This is a genomic window from Sulfurospirillum sp. MES (assembly GCF_000789415.1).
Lineage (GTDB): Bacteria > Campylobacterota > Campylobacteria > Campylobacterales > Sulfurospirillaceae > Sulfurospirillum > Sulfurospirillum cavolei.
Genome location: NZ_JSEC01000001.1, coordinates 658,365 through 678,837, shown reverse-complemented (window position 1 = coordinate 678,837; position 20,473 = coordinate 658,365). Strand labels below are relative to the sequence as shown.

Here is a 20,473-nt window from a genome sequence, read left to right as displayed (position 1 = left end):
CCCCATTTTACTAAGGAGACGAAGATGATACGTATCTACTGCATTGCGTGCATGCTGTTTGCAAGCCTTTGGGCAGGTATTTTACACGATCGTACGGATTTGGAGGGAGAAGATGAAAGAGGCGCGCGCATCTCTTCACATGTCACGTTGGTTTCCGACGTCGCTTACGGCAAACACCCCAAAGAGCGTTTCGACGTCTATGCCCCGCAACATACGACGCCCTTAGCTTCTTTACCCGTGATTTTTATGGTACACGGCGGCGCGTGGATGATCGGAGATAAAACCTACCAAAACGTGATCGAAAATAAAGTCGCTTATTGGGTCGAGCAAAAAGGCTATCTCTTTGTTTCGATTAACTATCCGATGCTTCCGACGACGCCCGTAAGCGATCAGCTCAAATCCGTCGCCAAAGCCTTAGGCTATTTTCAAGCCAATGCCGAAAAATACGGCGGCGATAAAAACAAAGTCGTCCTCATGGGGCACTCCGCCGGAGCCCATCTCATCGCAATGCTCGCCTCTAGCGACGCCCTGTATAAAACTTATGCGATTACGCCGCCTAAAGCTGCCGTTTCGCTCGATAGCGCCGTGCTCGATACGCCTAGTTTAATGAGCGCGAAACACTTGCGCCTCTACGATCGTGCGTTCGGTGATAATCCCGCGTATTGGCAAGCGCTCTCTCCTTACCATCAACTCTCAACGAAACGGATGCCCTTTGCGGCGGTTTGCTCAACCAAACGCGACGACTCTTGCCCGCAAGCTAAATCCTTTTTGGAAAAAGCCGCTTCTTTAGGAACCGTCGTCACACTCGTGGAAGAACCGATGAGTCACAAAGACATTAACGCGCTTTTGGGAAAAGAGTTGATTTACACTAAACGTGTCGACGATTTTATCGCGACTTCGCTCGAACGCTAAAAAGTAACGACCGATGCAAAACAAAGAGATTCGATACGAATTGCGCTACGGTCGCGTCCATCCGTTGACGCAACTCCCCGATCGCAGGCGTTTCATCAATACGCTTGCCAACTCGACCGCCAATAAACTCGCCCTTTTAAACGTCAACGGATTTTGGAACTTCAACCACTCGTTCGGCTATACCGTGGGCGACCAAATCCTCAAAACGATCTCGCAAAGAATCCAAAAACGCTTCGCACATGCCGGCGTTTTTCATCTCGGCGGCGACGAATTTGCGATTTTAGCGGGAAAAGAGATCGAAAAAGAGCAGTTTATCCAAACGATCGAATCGTGTTTGTGGTATTTTGGCTATTCGCCCATCAACGTCGAGAACGAAAAAATTTACGCACCGCTTCGCATCGGCGTTGCTATCGGCTATGACGATCTCTTTTTGCATGCCGAATTTGCCATCAAGCAAGCTAAACGCATCGGAAAAGATTTGATGGTGTACGACGCCGCCTCTCCCACGCTTTGCAACCCGCAATCCACGGCTCGAAGCGAAATAGCATGGGAGAAAACGATCCGCGACGCCTTAAAGAAAGATCGCTTCGAAGTCTTTACCCAAAGTATCGTCGGCGGTAAAATACCCAAAGTCGAGTGCTTGGTACGCCTTAAGCTTCCCAATGCAGAAATTGTTTCGCCGTTTTTGTTTTTGCACCATGCCAAACGCGCCAACCTTTACGAAGCCATCACGAAGATCGTCATCCAAAAGGCGTTTGCTTTTTTTGCCGATAAACCGACGGAATTTTCGATCAACCTCACGCTTGACGATATTTTAGATCAAAGCAGGGTCGATTTTTTACTGGAAAAGATGTACGAATTCGGTGTCGCCGAACGTTTGATCGTCGAAATTACCGAAGGCGAAGGCATCGAAAACCACTCCGAGGTCCTTTCGTTTTTAAGCCTTCTCAAAAGCCAAGGTGTGAAAATCGCTATCGATGACTTCGGAACGGGCTATTCTAATTTTGAATACCTCGTCAAGCTCAAAGCCGACTTCGTCAAAATCGACGGTTCGCTGATTAAAAATATTCACAAAGACGCCACGCACAAAGCCGTCGTCGAAGCAATGATCGCTTTTGCGCAAAAAGTCGGCATGAAAACCGTCGCCGAATTCGTTGCGAACGAACCCATTTACCTTACATGTAAAGAGTTGGGCATCGACTACTTTCAAGGCTACTTTTTCGACGAACCCTCACCGATAGACAAATAACTCGCACCAAGTAGGTATAAACATTGAGAAAAACAACTACTTTTTGAGCACTTTTTCTCTCAAAGACTCCAACTTTTCATAATTTTCTTTCGTAGCTTCTATCGCTTCTTCAAACGCAAATCCTTGCATAATAATTTTATACAAGTTTGGTTTTTCTTTGCGCCAATTGCGCAGGGTAACCGTAGTAATTCCAAGTATTCGAGCCATATCTTGTTGTGTTTGTTTCATAGTAAAAATTTACACCAAACAAGCTACAAATCAAATTCGTAAATATTTTACTAATATTTATATTTTTCAGTAAATATTTAACTTATTTAATTTAAAATAAAAATATTTTTAAAAGAATATGGATTCTTGATACAAATCAAGATATCTCTTTTCTCGGCTTGCTAAAATAATAAAATCTCAAAATAGGATAAAGTATGTTTTTAACAATCAAAAGCAAATTAATGCTATTACTATCAGTGTTAATAGCTGTTTTTTGCATTTTAGGGTATCAAATTATCAAATCAAATAATGACGGAAAAATGGCGTCAATTAGGCTCTCGCTTATCGGAAAAGCCGAAACCCATTTGTCTAGCTGTATGATGGAGCTACGAGGGTTTCAACTTTTAGGCATGCCTGAGAGACTCATAGGACTCGATGAACATTATAAAGCGACGCTAGATTCACTCAGTGCATTAAAACCCATTCTTCTTTCTTCGCGCAATCAAGAAACCCTCTCAAAGCTTTCAACAGATACTCAAAAGTGGTACGAGTTAAACGCCCCTCGCATCGCCATACTTAAAAAGTATGGCATTAAAGTCAATGATCCTCTTTTTGCGCAAGAAAACAAAGAAGAGTACACAACCTTAATGCGTTTAACTAAAGAGGCGGCGGTACTGTTTGATGCCATTTTAAAAGAGGCTGATACACTGGAAGAAGGGGTAACTAAGGTCAATTTTGAGCGTTTAGACACCAATAAATTTTGGGGCGAAGTTATCTTAATACTTGCATCATTATTTGCGCTTGGGCTTTGCGGCATCATTATCCGATCCATTAACCGCTCCATTGTCAAAACCAAAGAGGGTATCCAGAGTATTCGCCGTGAAAAAGCTTTACATGTAACGATTGAAACAGAAATGAAAGACGAGATGAATGACATTGCACAGATGCAAAACCTGCTTTTAAGCGACATCAACGCCGCCATCATCACCGCCAAACACAATGCCCACGAAAATGCTTCAGTCGCAGAAGAACTCTCCAGTACGAGTTTGCAAATCGGAAAACGTGCGGAAGAAGAGGCAAGTCTCGTTCAAGAGACCTCGGATGAAGCGAAAGGTATCGCTTATGAGATTGGGCAAACGAACAACGATATTCAAACCGTCAAAGAGGTTACGTCATCGGCACAAAATAGCCTTTTAAAAGCACAAAGCATTCTTCAAGAAACCTTGACACACCTCAATATAACCGTACAAGTAGAAGCACAACTCAACGACAAACTCAACCATCTCTCGCAAGATGCAGAACAAGTCAAAAGCGTACTGGATGTCATAGGCGATATCGCCGATCAAACCAACCTTCTTGCACTCAACGCCGCTATTGAAGCCGCACGTGCTGGCGAGCACGGTCGCGGATTTGCGGTCGTTGCCGATGAAGTGCGAAAGTTAGCAGAGCGGACGCAAAAAAGCCTTATTGAGACCAATGCCACCATTAATGTCATCGTTCAATCTATCGGCGACATCAGTGGCGAAATGAACCAAAACGCCCAACGCATCGAAACACTCAGCACCTTTTCAGACAACGTTAATACACAAACGATAGATGCAGTCTCCTTACTCAAAGAGAGTGTTAACGCGACAGAGAGGGTTTCCACAAAGTCCAAACAAAATGTTGAACGTATTCAAAACGTTATGATAAAAAAAATTGAAACGATAAATACCCTCTCGAGTTCAAATGCTAGAAGTGTCGAAGAAATCGCTTCCGCAGCAGAACATCTTGCTCGTTTATCAAGCACTCTTAATACCACACTTGCACAATTTAAAACTGCTTAATCTTTATATCACTCAAGAAGACTATGATGATGCCGTAGCACTTCTTGAGTAATACAAAAGCTTCTCACGTTTTACATGTAAGGAACGCAATATGCAAAAGTGCGCTAAAAAGGCGAAAAAATGACCGAAGAAGTTCGCGATCGGTATGTGAGTTTTCATAATATCGACTGTTACGAAAACGCGGTGTTTGTCTTAGATGCGATGTATGAGCTTTTTGCTTTGCATCCCGAAGCTAAAAACGAGTTATGGGTGCGTTTTGAAACATTGATTCCCAAAGACTATAAAGCCGTGTTTGCCAAAAAAGACTCTAAAGATATTTTGTACCATATTTGCTCCCACGTCTTTTATCTTTCGGCATTGTTTGAAGAGTATGATTTTGAAAAAGGCATTGTTTTGATGGAGCAAGCCGAGCTGGAGTGCTGTTAAAAATCCCTGAAAAGCCTTGGTTTCTTGTTATAATGTCCTTATGTTTTTTAAGGAGCATTCGCATGGAATATTACAGTTGGATTTTAACGTTTCACGTTATGTCGTTTATGTCATGGATGGCGATGTTGTTTTACCTACCGCGCCTTTTTGTCTACCACGTCGAGCATTTTCATAAAAAAGAGTTCGTCGAAGTCGTCAAAATTCAAGAGTATAAAGTCTACAAGTACATCGGTCTTCCGGCATTTTGGGCAACGATTTTCAGCGGAGCGGCGATGCTGATCGTAAATCCCGTTTTATTTGAGTCGGGAGCATGGATTTACGCCAAAATCGTCGTCGTGCTTATCTTAAGTGCCTATTCGTTTTCGCTTGAATACTACCGCGTCGCGCTCGAAAAAGAGACATGTCAACGAAGCGGTAAGTTTTTTCGTGCCTACAACGAAGTGCCTACGCTACTCTCGATCCTCATCGTCGCTTACGTCGTCGTTAAAACGTTTTCATGGCTCTTTACGCTCATCACGATTGCGTTGTTTGCATTTATTATCTACATGATTATGAAGCAACCCGAACATAAGGATTGATTGTTTGTAACATGCCCCTTTGTCGTAATGAAACGGTAATACTCTTTTTTTAGGATTATCGGTAAAAATCATTCGATCACGCAAAGGGGCACTTTTATGATTCGTTACAGTCACTACGCTTTACTCTCACTTACGCTTTCCGTCAATCTGATCGCAGCGGTTGTTGCTAGCAGTTTTTCTATCGACGACTCTAACGTCACTTCGGCTAAAACACTCACCGACGCTCAAACGGGAACGTTGACGTCCACGGGTATTTTAAGGGTTTCAGGTTCTAGCGTTGCCGTGACGATTATAGGCGATGCAACGATTAGCAATAACGGCTTAATCGCGCAAACGGGAACGGGAAGAGCCATTTACGATAATACCTCCGGTGCGATTTTAACGCTTAACAACTACGGAACGATCACTTCGGTTGGCGATGACGTGATTAAAGTCGGCAAAGGAACGGCCGGCATTATTCTCAACAATCAAGGTACGATTTGGCAGACAGGCACGAGTGCGGGCAACGGGCAAGCCTTGGATTTAACCTCTATTACCGCAAGCGGTAGTAGCATTATCAACGGCTCTGCGACCAACATATCAGCTCTTATTCGAGCTGACGGAGACGATGCGCTTCGCCCCGGAGATAACATGAGCATTACCAACTACGGGACGATTATCTCAACGGGAAGCGTCAACACCAAATGTACCGGTACGTGTACCAATGAAGCCAAAGCCCAAGACGGCATCGACGTACAAGACAGTACGGGTGTTTCAATTTACAATTACGGGCTGATTAGCGGCCCAAGACACGGTATTACCGCCGATACGGAAGTCAGCGTTACGAACTATGAAGGCGGCACGATTATCGGCAATAACGGCTCAGGCGTGGGAAGCGACGGTACGGGCAGCGTCATCAACTACGGTACGATTACGGGAGCTTATGCGGGAGCGGGTAACGCCTATGATCACTCGGCAAGCAACGGCGGAACGTCAACGGCCGATAACGGAGACGGCGACGGCGTCGACATTGACGGGATTGCTACGATTGAGAACTACGGAATCATTCAAGGATTGGGTGCGGGCGGTGTGGACTCGAGCGGAAATCCTAACGGCGCAGAGGGAATCGCGGCAGGCGGCGGAACAATCGTTAATCACGAAGGGGCTCTGATCTACGGAGAATCGGTCGGTATTCTCATCGACGACGGTGCCAACGGTACGGTCATGAGTTCAGGAAGAGGAACCTCAACCGCAACGGGCGGAGTAGCTACCATTACCAATAGCGGTACGATTCAAGGAGCAACCAAAGCGGCGATCGGCTTGGTCGGGAATTACGATGACGTCATTGTGAACAACGCTACGGGCGTGATTATCGGCGGAAGCAGTGCCGTTTTAGTCGACGAGCTCTCAAGTACCACAGCAGGTGCGGCAATTCAGATGGGCGCAGGTAACGATACGCTTTCCAACTACGGCACGATTATCGGACAAAACGGACTGGCGATCGATATGGGAAGCGGCGACGATACGCTTTCGCTTTTAGGCGGTACGATTAGCGGCACTATCGTAGGCGGATTAGGCAATGATACCGTGATTTTGGGTAGTGCCCAAACCCTAAGCGCACGTACGACTATCAGCGGATTTGAAAATCTCACCACCCAAAGCGGCGCGATTCTTGAAACCCGATTAAGCGGAACGAGTGCCGAAACACTCAGCTTTTCGGGTACGGTTACGTTAGCAGACGGTACTATCATCAAGCCTGTCATCGTAGGCAGTGTCGCCAACGGGTTGCAATCGACGATTCTAACGGCAGGCACCCTGAGCACGGATGTTTCAAAGCTTGGCATACTCGATACTTCGGCTCTTGTTAATTTTTCGCTGTGTCAAACAGAAAACGATCTCATCTTAACGTCACGTTACGACTCCACGCTCGTCGGTACGATGAGTACAAACGACAAAGCGTTGCTTAACGCTTTAGACACGCAAGATTCTTCAGCTCTTCTCACGAGCCTTTATGCGCTCTCTTCGTCCGAAGCGATCGAAGGTGCTATCAAACAACTGAGCCCCGCAACCAATAATAGCCTTTTACAAACGGTTAACGTTGCTCAAAATACCCTTTTCGGAGCATTTACGCACCGTATGAACGGAACCTCCTCACCGATGCAAAGCGGACTCTCCGCGGGAGATGAAACGGAAGGAACTTATTGGATGGAGCTTTTAGGCAATACCGCCAAACAAAAAAGCTATAAAGGTTCCGACGGATACCGCATCGATGCGGCGGGTGTTGCCATCGGGTATGAACGTGAGCTCTCTATCAACGAACTGTTGGGCTTCTCGGGAGGGTATACGGGAGCAAAAAGTTACGGAAGAGACGATAGCCAAGGCGACAATACGACGATCAATGCGTTTCATGTAGGCGTCTATTACAATCAAAACCAAACGAACTATACCTTAAACAGTGCATTGATCGGAACGTTTAATCATTATAACGCAAAACGTGTCGTCGCATACTCCGGATTTGACGAAAGCGAAAAAAGTTCTTACAACGGCTATGCTTTAGGCACTTTGGTGGAAGTCGGTTTTCCCTTGCAAGGAGGGTTTAAGCCTCTGATCGGAGCGCAATATACCTACAATCAAACGCAAAGCTATGATGAAAAAGGAGGTTCGGGAGCCTTACATGTAGCCTCCGGAGATGCCTCATCGCTTAAAAGTATCGTCGGTACCGAATACGCATACCGCGACGCTCAAAATGCCAACTACCTTGTCGGAGTTCGTTACTTGCATGAATTTGCCGACGAAGCAACCACGACGGCAGGATTTCTCAATAGCGCGTCAACGTTTAGCCTTACGAATGCGCAAGCCCCCAAAGACGCTCTCCAACTCGATCTTGCATACGAGTTTTTACGCGATGCGCAAAATACGATGCGCATCGGTTACACGCTTGAGGTTAAAGAGGATTACCTCGCGCATCAATTGAGTTTAAAAATGACGTTCTAATTGCCGCAAGATCCAAAGGCAGACGCATCGTATGGTCTGCCTCCACTTCGATGATACGCACGAAAGAAGGATTGTCGTACGACGCCGCAAAATCGCGGATTAAAAAAGGCGGTACGACCGTATCGTTTTTTCCCGTAACGTAGATTTGGGGTATCAAAGAGAGTTTAGCTTGTTCGTTTTTAGGATTCAGCGATTGCGTCAGCGGCGAAACGCGATGGTAGGAACTCCACGCATGAATATCCAAAGGCGATGCGATGCCGATCAGCATGCTAACGTCGTTTCGTCTTGCGGCGATCAATGCCGCCATCGTCCCGCCGCCTGAATACCCTGCAAGAATGATTTCACGATCGCCGCCGCGCATTTTAAACGCATCGATCGCCTCGTTCATCGCCTCAACCCATTTTGGAGCAAATCGTCCCTCCGTCCAATCGCCGAGCCGACAGGACGTGCGCTCTTCATCGTCTAAGTACTGACACGGACGTGCCAAGTAAAGAATATTTTGTGCATGGATTTGCGTTGCGATTTTCCAGCCGATAGGATCGTGCGGCGTAGGATTGAGCGAAGGGGTCGACGCATTTTTCCATGCATGCCCGTCACCTTCTATGACCACCCAAAGAGGCTCGTTAGCACTCAAGTCGTCATGACGATAGAGTGCTTTCAGCGGTACGTGCTTTGAAACAAAAGTCTCGGGTCTAAAGGAAGGAGTTTGAAGCGAGCTTATCAACGTCGGGTTTGTCGTGCAACCGCATCCAAAAGCGATGATTCCAAAAGCGATAAAAAACCCTCTTAGGCGCATGGTACGCTCCTTTTGATGCCGATATTTTCTTATTGCGACGTTAATCGAGACTCGATTTTTTCTTCATTTGGTACATTTTCGTATCCGCCTCGACCATCATCGCATCCAGCGTACTTGCTTTATCGCCGAGTGCCATACCGATCGAAACGCCTAATAGTTTCGTATTGCCTTTGAAAACAAAAGGCGTTTTTAACGCTTCGATGCATTGAGTCGCAACAAAATTGGCGGCATTTTCCGCCGATGCGACGTCGCTATCGAGATCGCAGAGTAAAATCACGAATTCATCGCCGCCGATTCGCGCTAACGTGTCACTTTTGCGTATCAATGCGGAAAAACGCTTTGCGACTTCCACCAAGGCTTGATCGCCCGCATCGTGTCCCAACGTATCGTTAATCTCTTTAAAGCCGTCCAAATCCATAAAAAGTAACGCTAATCGCGTATCGTTTCGCGCACATCGCAAAAGGGCTCTTTCCAGTCGATCGAGCATTAAAAGACGATTGGGAAGTTTGGTAAGATAGTCGTAATGGGCAATCTCTTTGAGCTCTTTTTGGCTGGCTAAAAGCATCGACATCAGACGATTGAACGCCGCCGTCAAATACCCGACTTCGTCCATTCGTGCGATCGGCAAAGGGGTGAGAGGCACTTCGCCCAAAGACATTTTATCGGCGAGCGAAGCAGACGTTCGTAAAGGTTTGAAAAAGAAAAACAAAAAGGCAAACAGTATCGCGGGAACAATGATAAGGCTAATCGACTGAGCCCAAATCAGAGTCTTTTGAATGTTCGATTCCATCGCAAAGGCCTCTTGGGTTTGAATACGAGAGACGACAAACCAGTCCGTATTCGGAATCGAAACGACGGCGGACAACTCTTCCACACCGTTCGTATTGACCGTGATGCCGCTTCCTCTAAACCCTTCTATTGCCCGATCGTGCAAACTATTTTTACCTTTTGAAGGTGTGGGCTTGAGAATTAACGCTTTTTGCGTCGCCGCAATAAACACATGGCGTTTTGCATCTATCAGCAAAAAATCACCTGTTTGCCCGATATGCCCGTTCAAAACGCGATCGAAAAAATCAGAACCTTCATAGTACGTGAGCCCCGTCATAAAAGCACGTATTTTCCCCGTCTCGTCTTTGATCGGTAACGACATAGGAAAGATCACCTTTTTGGAAAGCGGACTCACAAAAGGTATTTCTATTAGCTTTCCTTCTTCAAGAATGCTCCTAAAAAAAGCCTCTTGGGCATAAGCGCGTTCGCCCGTTTGATATTCCGTACCGCTTTTTGCTATCAGTGTTCCCGAGGGATCGATAATGACCAAAGCGGCCGAAAAAAGGGGATTAAACGTATGCATTTCGTGAAGCCGCTTTTCCAAATGTTCCGGATCGTCAAGCAACGTTAAAGGAATAGCTGCAACCGTTTTTTCGAGAAACTGCTTTCGAACGTCCAAATCATGCACGATCTCTTTTGCGGCTTCCTTGGCAAGTGCTTCTTGATGAATCGAAATAATATTAAACAGATGCGAATGGATGAGATGATAGGAAAAATAGTAGCGTATGCCTCCCCCGATGACGATCATAACGCAAATAAAAAGAACCACTCGGGTTAAAATACTGTTTTTGATTTTACGGAAACGATTGTCGTCGTGTATCACTAAGAGGCCTCTTTTTATACCGTCGATGAACGCTCACATAGAGTGCTTTTACGGCTGTTATTGTACTTGCCGGAGCTTAAGGTAAGAAGAAAAAAAGAAGCTACTTTCAGTAAAAGGCTTTCACTTTTTTTCTCAAAACGTCTGAGGGCGATACGCTTAGAGACTTTGCCCTACAAGATACCCCGAAGCCCATGCAAAGTGAAGGTTAAAACCTCCGCAATCGCCGTCAATGTCCAACACTTCGCCGCAAAAATAGAGATTGGCTATCTTTTTTGACATCAGGTTTTTAGCATCGAGTTCGCTTACGTCCACGCCGCCTGCGCACACTTCGGCACTTTCAAATCCTTTGGTCGCCTTTACATGTAAACGCAACGCCTTCAAAGCAAAGACGATCTTTTTGATCTCTTTTACTCCGAGTGCTGAGGCTTCTTTGAGGTGCGCTATCTTTGTATTTTCAATGATAAAATGGGCTAATTTTTTAGGAATCATCCCCTCCAACCACAACGAGAGCGACTTGTCTTTGGCAACACTGAGTCTTTTTTGAAGCAAAGAGGTCAGTGCTTCGCGCGAAAGATTGGGCAGAAGATCGAGCACGACATCGACGGATTTACCTTGCACTAAGGCATGAGAGGCTTTACGGCTCAGGTCTAAAATCGCCGAACCAGAAAGTCCGTATGCCGTGAAAAGTAGATCGCCTTGCACACTTTGGCATTTTTGATTGTCGATGTAAAGCTCCACATTCGCGTCCATCTTCACACCACTCACCTCTTTGAGATGCGGCTCATCGCACACAAATTGCACCAAAGAAGGGTACGGTTCAATGACGCTATGACCCAAGCTTTTTGCAAAACCATACCCACTGTCGGAACTTCCAAGCGTGGGCATCGCAACACTGCCAGTGGCGATCACACACGCATCAAAAATATCTGTTTTTTCGTTTATATGTAAAACAAATGCGGCATCTTTTGTCTCGATTTTGGTGACTTCGCACTCAAGCACAATGTTTACATGTAAAGCTCTCACTTCATGCAAAAGCATATCCACCACACTGGAAGCTTGATGGCTCATGGGATACAATCTACCCTCTTCGCCCTCACGCATTTCCAAACCTAACGAGCGAAAAAAAGCTTTACATGTAAAGGTGTCAAAACGTCTCAATGCCTCTTTGGCAAAGCTAGGAGATTCTCCATGATAACGCTCTAAATGAATCTTTTCGTTAGAGATATTGCATTTGCCGTTCCCTGTGGCTAAAATCTTACGCCCGACTTTGCTGTTCTTCTCAAAAAGCGTCACATTATGCCCTTTACGAGAAGCTTCAATGGCACAGACAAGCCCAGACGCACCTGCTCCGATGATGGCAATTCGACTCATAAAAGACGCATTCCTTCATCGTTTACTTCGAGTTTTTTAGCCTCAATCAGTTTGGTAAGGGCACGTTTATACGCTTTACGACTGAGCCCAAAACGTTCCGAAATGAGTTCTGGTGTGCTCTTGTAGTTCATCTCACAAGCACCGCCCGTGAGGCTTAAAATCTCAACAATCTTAGCCGTGGCAACTTCATCGCCTTGATCGCCGATGGGACGAAGTACTATGTCCAGTTTGCCATCTTTGCGAAGGGTTTTGATGTAACCCACTTTTTCATCGCCAATCTCAACGTTTTCAAAAATTTCATTATGAAAAATGAGCCCATCGTAGAGGTTGTTGACGATCACTTTAAAACCAAGCGGGGTGCGTTCACGCACCAAAAGGTTCACCTCTTGTTTAAGCTTGAGCGCACTCAAATCTTTTTTGAGAAAGTCGTTGTACTTTTGCGTTCCGATAATTCGTCCCGTCTCATCGTCCAAACTGACCTGAACGATCACCTTCATACCGACATAAAAAGGAAATTTCTGCAACGCTTTAGGAACCAAAAGATCTTTGGGCAAACCCCAGTCCAAAAACGCTCCAAAAGGCGTCACATCGACCACTTCAAAACAGCCGAATTGATCGAGCATTGCTTTAGGAAAGGTGGTACTCGCCACGATGCGATCTTCGGAGTCAAAATAGACAAACACATCGATCTCGTCGCCCTCTTTCATCGCGTAGGTCACGTATTGGTTGGGCATTAACACTTCATCTTGATCTTCGCAAATCAGATACACGCCATTGTCAGTATAACGGTTGATTTTGAGGCGATTTTTTTCGCCTACAAGCAAGTATCGGTTCATTTATCCTCGATTATTTTACAGCGATCATGCATATCGCTGAGCTCCATATTAAGCGCTCTGGTGGAAATCATTACTTCCCAAAGGGAGATAAACAGTGACACACACATTGCAACCAGACTCAATCCAAAAATCTGTTTTCCAATGCCAAAAAGCCCTAAAAAAAGCTCAAACATCGAAAGCGTACAGAGTAAAATGGAGAGAACGCCGAAAAACTGCATCCATTTCGTGAGTTCCAAACGGTGTTTAAGATTGCCAATTTGTTTGTACTCTTCACAATTTTGACGCTCACTGGATTGACGATGCAACATTCGAATCAGTTGCGCAACAGCTAAAAAACGGTTGGTGTATGCTAATAAAAGCAATGAAACAGCAGGGAACAAAAGGGCGGGGGTTGAAATTTCAATCTCCATAGTTATCCTTTACATTTTCTGTTCTATTGTACCTTAAAACGGCTTTTACCAAACCAAACTTTATGCTTGTGTGCGCTATAATCTAAACACTTTAACGAGGTGGAAACGACACGAATGCTTGAAAATATTGCACAAATGCTCTGCTCTAAAGAGAGATTACTCACTGAAATTTACTTCGATCTTCAGCTCTTTTTTGAAGCAAAATACGGCAAAAATACGATTGTCTTTATGGAAATCGGCTCTTTTTTCGAAACCTACGAAGTCAACAACGAAACCCACCAAATCGGCAAAGCCAAAGAGGTGAGCGAACTTCTCAACATTCAACTCACGCGTAAAAACAAATCCATTTTAGAAAACTCCGTGCAAAATCCTCTGCTTGCGGGCATTCCCGCCGTTTCGCTCGATCGCTATTTGAGCCGTTTGGTTCAGGCTAAAAAATACACGATCGTCTTAGTACGTCAAAAAGGCGAACCGCCTCACGTCAAACGCTACATCTCCAATATCATCAGCCCCGGAACCAATTTCGATTACGTCATCGAATCGAGCGAAAACTACCTCGTTTCCTTGCTGATCGACTGCAACCATCACATTTATTCCGTCGGCTACAGTGCCATCGACGTCAGTACGGGCAAAACCGTTATCAACGAAGTTCACGGCACCAGAGAAGATAAAACCTACGCGCTCGATGAAATTTTCAACCTTTTACAAACCTATAAAACCAGTGAAATTGTGCTTACGTTTAATACGGATAGCATCGATAAAGAGTGGGTACAAAATTACCTTGAAATTATGCCGAGTGTCGCCCATAGCCTGAACAAAGAGCGCCTCAAAGTGACCTATCAAAATGAACTTTTTGGACGCATTTACGCCATTCGCTCCTTGCTTTCGCCTATTGAGTACCTCGACATTGAACGCTACCCTTACGCGAGTGAATCGTTGGCGATTTTATGCGATTTTATCATTGAACATGATGCCAATATTATCGAGAAGATGAGCCGCCCAATTTTGCTTGGAAATAGTCGTTACCTCTACATCGGCAACAACGCACTCGAACAGCTCGATATCATCTCGAAAAACCCTTCGGAGATGACACTTTTAAACCTCATCGACCAGACCTCAACCGCCATTGGGAAACGGCTCTTAAAAGAGCGTTTGCTTAATCCCATTTGCGATCTTAAAACCCTTAACGAGCGGTTTGATCTAAGCACTCAACTCCTAAGTGACTCTAAAAAATTTGAGATCGCGCTCAAGCAAGTCTACGATTTGGAGCGCATTTTAAGACGTATTGCGCTTAAAAAATTGCACCCGTTGGAGCTCGATTACCTCGCCACCTCACTGGAAGCTATTTTAGGTATTTTAAAAGAGGCGGAGCTTAAAAAAGTACCGACACCTAAAGAGCTTTTTGATGAGAGTGAAGCACTGCTTTTAATGCTCAAAAACACCTTTATCCTCGATGCTTGCGCGAAATTTCGAAAAGATCAAATCAATGAAAACCTTTTTCAAAAAGGGATCTTTCCGCAAATCGATAAAATAGAACAAAACAAACAAGAGCGTTTTAGCGCACTTGAGCACATTGCAAGCCACATTGAGGCGCTCTTTGAAGAAGGTAATCGCTCTACATTGAGCATCGAATGGTTGGAGAGTGAGGGTCACTACATTGCGATCAGTAGAAACCGTTTTGTGCTCATTGAAGACAAACTCATGCAAAGCTTTATCACCATTGGCGAGCAACACTATTTCTTCAAAGATTTTACCTACAAGCACCTCAAAAACAGCGTGAAGATTTCTGCCTCACTCATTGATGAAATTTCCCAAGAGATAACGCTGAGCAACCTTCAAATGATCGCATTGGTGAAACAACGTTACGATGAGATGTTGGAAAAAATTGAGACGCATTATGCGTTGACACTGGAGCACCTCATCTCATTTGTGGGCACACTGGATGTTGCGCTAAGCAATGCGAAATGTGCCGTTTTATATAACTACGTCCGACCTGAGCTTTTACCGATGCAGGAGAAAAATCGCTTTATTGAAGCCATCGGACTCCGCCATCCGCTCATTGAATCGCGCGAGGAAAATGGCATTTACATTCCTAACGATCTCTTCTTAGGGCATTGCACGCCAGAGATCACGCACGATCATGTGACCCTTGAAGCGTGTCATGAGAATGATGTGCAAGGTATCTTGCTCTATGGCATCAACTCCAGCGGTAAATCCTCTTTAATGAAAAGCCTTGGCATTGCGGTCATTATGGCGCAAGCGGGCTTTTTTGTGCCGTGCGCAAGTCTGCGGTTTCATCTGTTCGATAAAATCTTCACACGCATCATCAGCCATGACAATCTCTACAAAGGGCTCTCCACTTTCACGGTTGAGATGTTAGAGCTCAAAAATATCTTCAACCGTGCTACGGAGTTTTCACTTGTGTTAGGCGATGAGATCAGCCATGGAACGGAGACCGAATCGGCGTTGGCGATTGTGGCGAGTAGCGTCATTAAAATGCACACGCTTGGCTCTTTCTTTGTCTTTGCCACGCACTTACATCAACTCAACCGTCTTTCACTCATTTCAGAGCTTAAAAAGGTGATCTATCTGCATTTGGGTGTGAGTTACGATGAAGAGAGCGACAAGCTCTTGTACAACCGCAAACTGGAAATTGGAAGCGGAAGTTCACTGTACGGTTTAGAGTTTGCCAAGTCGTTGCATATGGATCCAACGTTTATTAAAACCGCGTATGACATTCGAAGAAGCCTTGCGGGAGAACTGGGTGATGTAGAGCTTTTAAAGCAGAAAAAACGCAGTAAATACAACAAAAATCTCTACCTCGCTAAGTGTGCGCTGTGCGATGAATACGTGGATGAAGTGCATCACATCAAAGCTCAAGAGAGTGCGGATGAGCATGGCAACATCGAGCATTTTCACCAAAACCACCGCTACAACCTCATTCCGCTCTGTGCAAAACACCATAAAATGGTGCATGAGGGGAAAATTATTATCAGTGGATTTGTGATGAGCAGTGACGGTTTAAAACTCCACTACGAAGAGAAGTAAAGAGTATTTCTACTCTTTACATGTAAAGCTTACGCGGTTTTAAACTGGGAGAGCGTACTGCTGAGTGAACCTGCTAATTTGGAGAGATGTTCAGCAGCAGAGGCGATCTCTTCGACACTTCTCGCATTTGAACTTGAAAGTTCATTAATCGTGCTAATTTTTTCAATAACTGCACTTTGAATCAATTTAACATTTGAATCGGCTTTGTTAGCCACTTCGTCCGTCGCTTCAACGCTTTGTGCCAGCATGGCAACCGCATCACTTGTTTGCGTCGTGACTTTGGTGGAAAATTCCGTTAACTCATTGATACGTTTCGCATTGCCATTCATCTCGCTACTGATATCGCCGATGGATTGAACGATGACATTCACCGTTGCGTTGGTATCCACCAAACTTTTCTGAGTTCGCTCCGCCAATTTTCGCACTTCATCGGCAACGACGGCAAATCCACGCCCATGTTCTCCCGCACGCGCTGCTTCAATCGCGGCATTGAGCGCTAGTAAGTTCGTTTGATCCGCAATATCACCAATCACATCTAAAACAGATCGTACCTGTTGAGCCTCTTCAGAAAGGTGGTTAAGGCGCTCATTGATGGTAGCTTCCGCGTGTGCGGTTTGGTTGAGTTGCGCGATGGTCTCTTCGAGCAAATCTTGGGCAATAGTAAGGCTCTTTTGAGCATTGCCAGTGACCTCTTTGACTTTTTTGGCTTGGCTACTGGCTTCATCCATCTGTGATGAAACGATCCCCGCATCGCTTGTTGTTTGAAAGACGATAGCAGACTCCTCTTCCGCACGCTTACCAATTTGTAAACTGGTACTTGAAAGCTCCTCAGCCACAGAAGCATTTTCGATAGCATTGCTTTTTGCATTTGAAATCGCATTTTTGAGTTCCGCCAAAAGCGTATTGACAGCATGGGTAATGCCACTAATCTCATCGTGACTACCGGTTTCTATTTTCAGACTTAAATCTTTCGTATGAATTATCGCATCACAGCTTTTTTTCGCACGCTCTACAGAAGATTGTATCGATGAATTGATGATAAAAAAGATGATCAGCACTACGATAATAACCACGATCAGCAGTGTAATCGACGTTAGTTTAGCCGTATCAAGTTTTTCAAAATTGACTGTTTTAATCTGATCATGAATATCTTCAAGCTGTACCAATAATGGATTAAATATTTCGCCACTCTCTTTGGCTATGCGTTCCAGCATCTCATAATCAGCCTTATGGTCTACCTCAAAAGAGGGCTCATGCACTTTTTTCCCATATTTTTTCCAAAGTGCCATGCGCTGTTCGTCAAGAGCATACCACGCCTCAAGACCTTTTTTAATGGTGATCACTTTTTCTTGATTGGTTTTCAAAAACAACTGCCCAGAGAGTGTCTCCATTTTTTTAACAGCGTCTTCATAATGCTCTTTATACCTATCAAGATTTTTTTGTTGAAAATAAATTTGATAATTCCATTGCTCTAACCGCATTTGTAAAATATGTTCTTCTATCTCGCTCGTCCCCGCCAAGCGCATCGCTGTCGCTTTTCCAACACTAGCCAAATGGTTTAGTTCGTAACCTAAAATACCAAAACTGGTAAGCAATACGACCAAAAGAAGTATCAGTTTACTTTTAATTGTTGAAATTGACATTATTATCCTTTAATAAAATAGTGCGTAATAATATATTTTATTCACTTAACTCATTATTAATATTATTAGTTTTGTTTTATAGGAAGACAGTGTAGTCACTTATACCTCTTAGATTTTGCAAAGAGGTATAAGCTTTACATGTAAAAGGTTACGCGGTTTTAAAGTGTGCTAAGGCTCAAACTCTCCGATAAACGTGCCAAATGTTCAGCGGCAGCAGCGATCTCTTCGACACTTCTTGCATTGGAACTTGAAAGGCTATTGATCGCTTCGATTTTATGAATGACGGCGGTATTGATACGCTTAACATTGTTTTCTGCTTTTGCCACAACACCATCGGCAGCATGAGCGCTTTCATCGAGCAAACTGACCGCATCACCCGTTTGTGTACTGACTTTAACGGAGAACGCGCCCAAATCATGAATACGCTTTGCATTATGATTCATTTGCCCACAAATATCTTGAATAGACTGAACAATCACATTGATCGTTGCATTGGTCTCCACCAAGCTCTTTTGGGTTCGCTCCGCCAATTTGCGTACTTCATCAGCCACGACGGCAAAACCGCGTCCGTGCTCACCCGCACGTGCGGCTTCGATCGCGGCATTGAGGGCTAGAAGGTTGGTTTGATCGGCAATATCGCCGATGACGTCCAAGACGCTTTTGACTTGTCCGGCGTCTTGAGAGAGTTGATTGAGTCGATCGTTGATCTGCATTTCGGCCTGAACCGTTTGCTCTAAATGACCTAACGTTTCTTGCAATACGGACTGTGCTTTCAAAAGACTGTTTTGTGCCGTCGTCGTTACGTTTTTCACGGTCTGAACGTCGTCGTTGGTTTCGACGATTTCCCTTGCCACTTTTTGCGCTTCAAAAACCGCCTCTTTAAGAGCACTCGCCTCTTCTTCCGCACGTTTACCGATCTGCAAGCTCGTGCTGGAAAGTTCCTCGGCAACCGAAGCGTTTTCAAGAGCGTTCGTTTTCGCGTTGTTAATCGCGGCGTTAATGTCTGAAAGGAGTTCGTTTTGCATCTGCGCAATATCGTTCATCTCGTCTTGATTGCCGCTATCGATGCGCGAAACGAGCGATTTGTTCGTACGAATAAACCCGATCCCCTCTTTGGTTTTTTCGATCGATTGATTGATCGAGCGGATAATAAAAAAACAAAGTCCCAACGCAAAGAGCGAAACGGCAACCAAGGTAGCTTCCGAAAAAATTTTCGTACTGTCCAAACGTTCAAAATTGGCTTTACGAACCCCCTCTTCCAAGCTATCGGCGTCTTTCGCGATTTTTTCGAATTAGACGGCAGACTCTTTGGTTAAGCGCGTTAGCAGTGTATACTCTTCAGCGTGTTCTTGGCTAAAGCGAGGATCGTTGACTTGCGTACCGTATTTTTTAAGAATTTCCAAACGCGGGGTATTTAAAGCCTTCCATTTTTGAATATCCGCTTCGAGTTTGATCAATGCTTCTTTATTATGAACCGAGAGCAAAATCGTTTTTAAATACGCAAGGCTCTCTAAAAGCTCTTTATAATTGCTCTCCAAACTCTTCAATTGTTCTTCTTTTCCCAACAGTTGAAAGCCGCTTAACTCCATCATACAGGTTGCAAGCGACGTTTCGGCGTTAGCGAGTGTCGAAAGGCGAATTGCCGTCATTTTTCCGTCGTTATTAGACTTAATAATTTGATAACCTAAAATAATAAATCCTACGGTCAAAACAACCAGCAAGACCACCAATTTGCTTCGAATCGTCGCAAACATCTTTTCTCCTTAGCCCGATAAAATGAGCAATCTTATAATCCTAATACTTAAAATCTGCTTGTTAAAGGCTCTATACCATGGGGATTTTGCTGATTTAATGCGTTCTATTTTGAAAGAAATAACCAACAACGAGATACGCAAAAAAATGCGATCTCGTTGCCCTGAAGGTAACGCTATGCGAGCAATAACGCTTCGCGAAGTTCGTCTACAACTCTTTTTGAACACAACTTCTCCACCAGCGTAAGCGCAAATACCATAGCGGTAGAGGGACCTTGAGAGGTCGTAACGTTCATACTCTGAACAACTTTTTCCGTCGCATCGTACCCTTTTTGAGGAATGCGGGAGTGAAAATCGGGATAACATGTAAAGCGTTCTTTTAAAACGCCCGCGGTATAAAGTGCATACGGAGCGGCGCATATGGCGGCAATCTCTTTACCTTGTGCGTCAAACGTTTGAAGCCAATGCTGAACGGTTGCGTCGGCGGCTAAGTTGGTAGCTCCCGGAAGGCCACCTGGCAAAACGATCATATCGAAACATTCGGGATTTTGTTCGCTTAAAAAAGCATCCGCAACCACGCTAATCGCGTGCGCACCTTTGACATGTAAGCTTGCGTGCAATGAGACCGTTACGACGTTAACGTCGGCTCGGCGTAAAATATCGATGAGGGTAACGGCTTCTATTTCTTCGAAACCTTCGGCTAAGGGAATTAAAACATTTTTGCGCATCTTTTTCTCCTAATGAGTCTTAGGAAAAATTATAGCACGAAAAAGAGGAGGCATAACGCCGATGACGC

16 protein-coding genes and 1 pseudogene are annotated in these 20,473 nt (G+C 44.7%); 7 read left to right on the top strand and 10 right to left on the bottom strand.

Annotation, left to right across the window (positions count from 1 at the left end; genetic code table 11):
• The first annotated feature begins 24 nt into the window (after positions 1-24).
• Both OA34_RS03380 and OA34_RS03375 read left to right on the top strand, forming a co-directional pair.
• Positions 25-912, top strand: coding sequence for an alpha/beta hydrolase (locus OA34_RS03380; RefSeq protein WP_039672388.1), 888 nt, complete (start codon positions 25-27; stop codon positions 910-912).
• Between the two features lie 13 nt (positions 913-925).
• On the top strand, positions 926-2,161 hold the full coding sequence (locus OA34_RS03375; RefSeq protein ID WP_254376556.1) for an EAL domain-containing protein: 1,236 nt from the start codon (positions 926-928) through the stop codon (positions 2,159-2,161).
• A gap of 36 nt (positions 2,162-2,197) precedes the next feature.
• Here OA34_RS03375 and OA34_RS13485 read toward each other — a convergent pair whose 3' ends face one another.
• Positions 2,198-2,389 (bottom strand): hypothetical protein, encoded by a 192-nt coding sequence (locus OA34_RS13485; RefSeq protein WP_082006826.1) that lies wholly within the window; start codon positions 2,387-2,389, stop codon positions 2,198-2,200.
• Positions 2,390-2,583: 194 nt separating this feature from the next.
• On the opposite strand from OA34_RS13485, the gene OA34_RS03370 reads away from it, so the two are divergent.
• From OA34_RS03370 to OA34_RS03355, 4 genes are all read left to right on the top strand, one after another.
• Positions 2,584-4,194, top strand: a complete 1,611-nt coding sequence (locus tag OA34_RS03370; protein ID WP_039672387.1) for a methyl-accepting chemotaxis protein — start codon at positions 2,584-2,586, stop codon at positions 4,192-4,194.
• Positions 4,195-4,314: 120 nt separating this feature from the next.
• On the top strand, positions 4,315-4,620 hold the full coding sequence (gene cowN / locus OA34_RS03365) for a N(2)-fixation sustaining protein CowN (RefSeq protein ID WP_039672386.1): 306 nt from the start codon (positions 4,315-4,317) through the stop codon (positions 4,618-4,620).
• Between the two features lie 62 nt (positions 4,621-4,682).
• A complete protein-coding gene (locus OA34_RS03360) occupies positions 4,683-5,198 on the top strand; it encodes a CopD family protein (RefSeq protein ID WP_039672385.1) in 516 nt (171 codons plus the stop codon).
• 96 nt (positions 5,199-5,294) lie between these two features.
• Positions 5,295-8,171 carry an autotransporter outer membrane beta-barrel domain-containing protein gene (locus tag OA34_RS03355; protein WP_039672384.1) on the top strand — a complete coding sequence of 959 codons (2,877 nt, stop codon included), beginning with the start codon at positions 5,295-5,297 and terminating at the stop codon, positions 8,169-8,171.
• On the opposite strand, the gene OA34_RS13480 is transcribed toward OA34_RS03355, so the two are convergent.
• From OA34_RS13480 to OA34_RS03330, 5 genes are all read right to left on the bottom strand, one after another.
• On the bottom strand, positions 8,122-8,967 hold the full coding sequence (locus tag OA34_RS13480; protein ID WP_286682819.1) for an alpha/beta hydrolase: 846 nt from the start codon (positions 8,965-8,967) through the stop codon (positions 8,122-8,124). The two genes, OA34_RS03355 and OA34_RS13480, sit on opposite strands and share 50 nt — an antisense overlap.
• A 40-nt stretch (positions 8,968-9,007) precedes the next feature.
• The gene (locus OA34_RS03345) at positions 9,008-10,618 is read right to left on the bottom strand and encodes a sensor domain-containing diguanylate cyclase (protein ID WP_286682818.1); all 1,611 of its coding nucleotides are present in this window, start codon (positions 10,616-10,618) and stop codon (positions 9,008-9,010) included.
• A gap of 156 nt (positions 10,619-10,774) precedes the next feature.
• Positions 10,775-11,989, bottom strand: a complete 1,215-nt coding sequence (locus OA34_RS03340; protein ID WP_039672383.1) for a BaiN/RdsA family NAD(P)/FAD-dependent oxidoreductase — start codon at positions 11,987-11,989, stop codon at positions 10,775-10,777.
• Positions 11,986-12,825, bottom strand: coding sequence for a CvfB family protein (locus OA34_RS03335; protein ID WP_039672382.1), 840 nt, complete (start codon positions 12,823-12,825; stop codon positions 11,986-11,988). The genes OA34_RS03340 and OA34_RS03335 overlap by 4 nt, the downstream gene beginning before the upstream one ends.
• Positions 12,822-13,235, bottom strand: coding sequence for a DUF2721 domain-containing protein (locus OA34_RS03330; RefSeq protein ID WP_039672381.1), 414 nt, complete (start codon positions 13,233-13,235; stop codon positions 12,822-12,824). The genes OA34_RS03335 and OA34_RS03330 overlap by 4 nt, the downstream gene beginning before the upstream one ends.
• Before the next feature lie 114 nt (positions 13,236-13,349).
• Between OA34_RS03330 and OA34_RS03325 the strand changes: the two genes are divergently transcribed.
• Positions 13,350-16,283, top strand: a complete 2,934-nt coding sequence (locus tag OA34_RS03325) for a MutS-related protein (protein WP_039672380.1) — start codon at positions 13,350-13,352, stop codon at positions 16,281-16,283.
• A 29-nt stretch (positions 16,284-16,312) separates the two neighbouring features.
• On the opposite strand, the gene OA34_RS03320 is transcribed toward OA34_RS03325, so the two are convergent.
• The 4 genes and pseudogenes from OA34_RS03320 to OA34_RS03305 form a co-directional block, all read right to left on the bottom strand.
• Positions 16,313-17,926 carry a methyl-accepting chemotaxis protein gene (locus OA34_RS03320; protein ID WP_039672379.1) on the bottom strand — a complete coding sequence of 538 codons (1,614 nt, stop codon included), beginning with the start codon at positions 17,924-17,926 and terminating at the stop codon, positions 16,313-16,315.
• Between the two features lie 158 nt (positions 17,927-18,084).
• A pseudogene (locus OA34_RS13910) lies at positions 18,085-18,615 on the bottom strand (methyl-accepting chemotaxis protein); the annotation flags it as partial.
• Positions 18,616-19,218: 603 nt separating this feature from the next.
• Positions 19,219-19,680, bottom strand: a complete 462-nt coding sequence (locus OA34_RS03310; RefSeq protein WP_039672378.1) for a hypothetical protein — start codon at positions 19,678-19,680, stop codon at positions 19,219-19,221.
• A 173-nt stretch (positions 19,681-19,853) separates the two neighbouring features.
• A complete protein-coding gene (locus OA34_RS03305; protein WP_039672377.1) occupies positions 19,854-20,405 on the bottom strand; it encodes a DJ-1 family glyoxalase III in 552 nt (183 codons plus the stop codon).
• Between the last annotated feature and the right edge of the window lie 68 nt (positions 20,406-20,473).